The following is a 2,404-nucleotide window of genomic DNA, read 5'->3' on the forward strand; positions in this document are numbered from 1 at the left end:
CGAACCTCGAACCTCGAACCTAGCTCTTAAAAGCGTCTTGTAGTGGAGGGACTACTTGCTTTTTGCGGCTCAATACGCCGTCTAGCCATACTTTACCGTCTTCTGGCTTTTCACCATAGGCTTGCTCAACAAGGCTGGCATCGTCTGATGCAATCAGCATTTGTGAGCCTTCTTTCATAATGTCGGTTAGTAGTAAAAATACTGAATGACGACCGCCTTCTTCTTTAAGCTTGGCGATGTCGGCTTCAAGGTCGGCTTTAATCTCGTCAAATACCGCAAGGTCAATAACTTCTAACTGACCAATGCCAACAAGGTTACCGTTCATGTTAAAGTCTTTAAAGTCACGCATTACTAAGTCACGTACTGGCGTATCTTCAACGGCTGATTTAACACGGAACATGTCCATGCCTAGTTCTTTAAAGTCTTCAATGCCTGCAATTTCTGCAAGCGCTTCAACACATTTAATATCGGCAGTAGTACAGGTTGGTGACTTAAAAATAACCGTGTCGCTTAAAATAGCGCAAAGCATAATGCCAGCAATATCTTTAGGGATCTCAACGTTATAAAAATCGTACATCATCTTAATAATGGTGTTTGAGCAACCAACAGGGCGGATCCAACACTCAAGCGGTGTCGATGAGGTTAAATCACCTAGTTTATGGTGATCAACTACGCCAACAACGCGAGCCTGATCAATATCGTCAGGTGCTTGGGTTTTCTCTGTGTGGTCGACAATATAAACGTCTTCGCCAGCGTAGCTAAGTTTTAGCTCAGGCGCTTCAAAACCGAATTTATCTAAAATAAATTGTGTTTCAGGTGACACTTCGCCTAGGCGAGTTGGGATTGCTGGCTCATCAATTTGGTTTTTTAAATACGCTAGTGCAATTGCACCACATATTGAATCTGAATCTGGGATTTTATGGCCCACTACATACATTGACATGACTAAACTCCTTAAAATTTGCCGATATTCTAGCAAAGTCTTTGGGTTTTAACATATAGACAGTGTAATTAAGTTTTGGTTACACTTTAAATCGATATTATTAATTGGAAGACCCACATGCAACTCGGCCGCAAAGGTTGGAACAATGTTATTATTTTTTCGATGTTGATTATGATCTTCTTTTTAAATGGACTGCATAAAAACATAGGGAATGATGAAACACAGGCGCAATTGCAGCCACTACTTCCTGTGCAAAGTTTTGTATTAACACTTAAATTTAGCGACCAAAAAATTGAGCGTATTGGCACTAGTTGGCGTACTACTGCTTTGCAAAAAAATGTACCGCTTAGTTGGCAAGGCTCAGAGCAGCAACTTAGTGAGCTTGTTTATTTATGGCAAAATACCGCGCTGATGACCACTACCACACCTGATGCGCTTGATATGAATAAGCCACTATCGGTGGCCACGCTTGAACTCGCGGGTGAGCTCCTACCTTGGGTGTACTTATTATATGAAGCAAATGGTCAGTATTATCTTCTCGATAAAACCAGTCAGCGATTATTGTTGCTAGATTTAACCACTGCAAAACAATTATTTCCAAGTTTTACCTTTTCATAAGTGAGTTTTATAAATGCCTGAATTACCAGAAGTAGAAGTTAGCCGTATGGGCATTACCCCCCATGTGCTAAACCAAGTTGTGACTAAGGTAAATATTCATAATGCTAGTATGCGCTGGCCTGTGCCAGATGAGGTGTATCAACTTGAAGGGCTGGTGGTTAGTAGTATTGAGCGCCGTGCTAAATACTTATTGTTAAAGTGCGAGTTAGGCTCGGCTATATTGCATTTAGGTATGTCGGGGAACTTGCGGGTTGTAAACGCCAATGAACCACTTAAAAAGCACGACCATGTTGAGTTTATTTTAGCGAATAATAAGGCGCTGCGTTTAAACGACCCGCGTCGCTTTGGTTGCTGTTTATGGCAAGCCCCCAATGAAGAGCATAAGTTACTTGCTAAATTAGGCCCAGAGCCACTCACCGATGACTTTTTTGCTAAACGTGTTTATGAGCAATCTCGCAATAAAAAAGTGCCTGTTAAGCAGTTTATTATGAATAACGCTGTGGTGGTGGGGGTTGGTAATATTTACGCTAACGAATCATTATTTAAAGCGGGTATCGATCCGCGAAAAGAAGCCGGTAAAGTAAGCCTTAAACGCTACCAAGCGTTAATCCCAATTATAAAAGACACCTTAGCCGCTGCAATTACCCAAGGCGGCACAACGTTAAAAGACTTTGCCCAAAGTGACGGTAAGCCTGGCTACTTTGCGCAGCAGCTATTAGTGTATGGCCGAAAAGGCCTGCCCTGTGTAAATTGCGAGAGCGAACTAACCGAAATTCGCCTAGGTCAACGCAGCACCGTTTTTTGTGAGGTGTGTCAGAAATAATAAAGGTTAAAGGTTAAAGG

General features: G+C 42.0%; 3 protein-coding genes. 2 read left to right on the top strand and 1 reads right to left on the bottom strand.

From position 1 onward, the window contains the following. Positions 1 to 19: 19 nt before the first annotated feature. Positions 20 to 943: a manganese-dependent inorganic pyrophosphatase gene (locus tag CWC30_RS17650; protein WP_013464036.1), complete on the bottom strand. Its 924-nt coding sequence runs from the start codon at positions 941 to 943 to the stop codon at positions 20 to 22. Between the two features lie 117 nt (positions 944 to 1,060). Here CWC30_RS17650 and CWC30_RS17655 point away from each other — a divergent pair, with 117 nt between their 5' ends. Then, complete coding sequence (locus CWC30_RS17655) at positions 1,061 to 1,561, top strand: hypothetical protein (protein WP_138627751.1); 501 nt, start codon at positions 1,061 to 1,063, stop codon at positions 1,559 to 1,561. A gap of 13 nt (positions 1,562 to 1,574) precedes the next feature. Further along, a complete protein-coding gene (gene mutM / locus CWC30_RS17660) occupies positions 1,575 to 2,384 on the top strand; it encodes a bifunctional DNA-formamidopyrimidine glycosylase/DNA-(apurinic or apyrimidinic site) lyase (protein WP_138627752.1) in 810 nt (269 codons plus the stop codon). Positions 2,385 to 2,404: the final 20 nt, after the last annotated feature.

This window comes from Pseudoalteromonas sp. S4741 (genome assembly GCF_005886135.1).
In the GTDB taxonomy this organism is placed as follows: Bacteria; Pseudomonadota; Gammaproteobacteria; order Enterobacterales; family Alteromonadaceae; genus Pseudoalteromonas; species Pseudoalteromonas tetraodonis.

Excerpts from the sequence above, each read along its gene's own strand:
- mutM (WP_138627752.1), top strand. The coding sequence starts at position 1,575 with ATGCCTGAATTACCAGAAGTAGAAGTTAGCCGTATGGGCATTACCCCC.
- CWC30_RS17655 (WP_138627751.1), top strand. The coding sequence starts at position 1,061 with ATGCAACTCGGCCGCAAAGGTTGGAACAATGTTATTATTTTTTCGATG.
- CWC30_RS17650 (WP_013464036.1), bottom strand. The coding sequence starts at position 943 with ATGTCAATGTATGTAGTGGGCCATAAAATCCCAGATTCAGATTCAATA.